The organism is Pseudoalteromonas sp. 5Ae-yellow, from assembly GCF_014077565.1.
Lineage (GTDB): Bacteria > Pseudomonadota > Gammaproteobacteria > Enterobacterales > Alteromonadaceae > Pseudoalteromonas.
Genome location: NZ_JACGWD010000228.1, coordinates 1 through 235, shown reverse-complemented (window position 1 = coordinate 235; position 235 = coordinate 1). Strand labels below are relative to the sequence as shown.

General features: G+C 46.4%; 1 tRNA gene and 1 rRNA gene. Both read right to left on the bottom strand.

Annotation, left to right across the window (positions count from 1 at the left end):
* Nucleotides 1–6: 6 nt before the first annotated feature.
* Nucleotides 7–83, bottom strand: a tRNA-Ile gene (locus H4J63_RS20035).
* Between the two features lie 76 nt (nt 84–159).
* A 16S ribosomal RNA gene (locus H4J63_RS20030) occupies nt 160–235 on the bottom strand; the annotation flags it as partial.

Below are 235 nucleotides of genomic sequence, written 5' to 3'. Positions count from 1 at the left end.
AAGAAGTGGTGGGTCTGAGTAGATTTGAACTACCGACCTCACCCTTATCAGGGGTGCGCTCTAACCAGCTGAGCTACAGACCCAAACAATAAGTGTTGTTCTCTTTACAATTAACAATCATCTGTGTGGACACTACGAACAAATAAGTTCTAAATCGTATAAGGAGGTGATCCAGCCCCAGGTTCCCCTAGGGCTACCTTGTTACGACTTCACCCCAGTCATGAATCACTCCGTG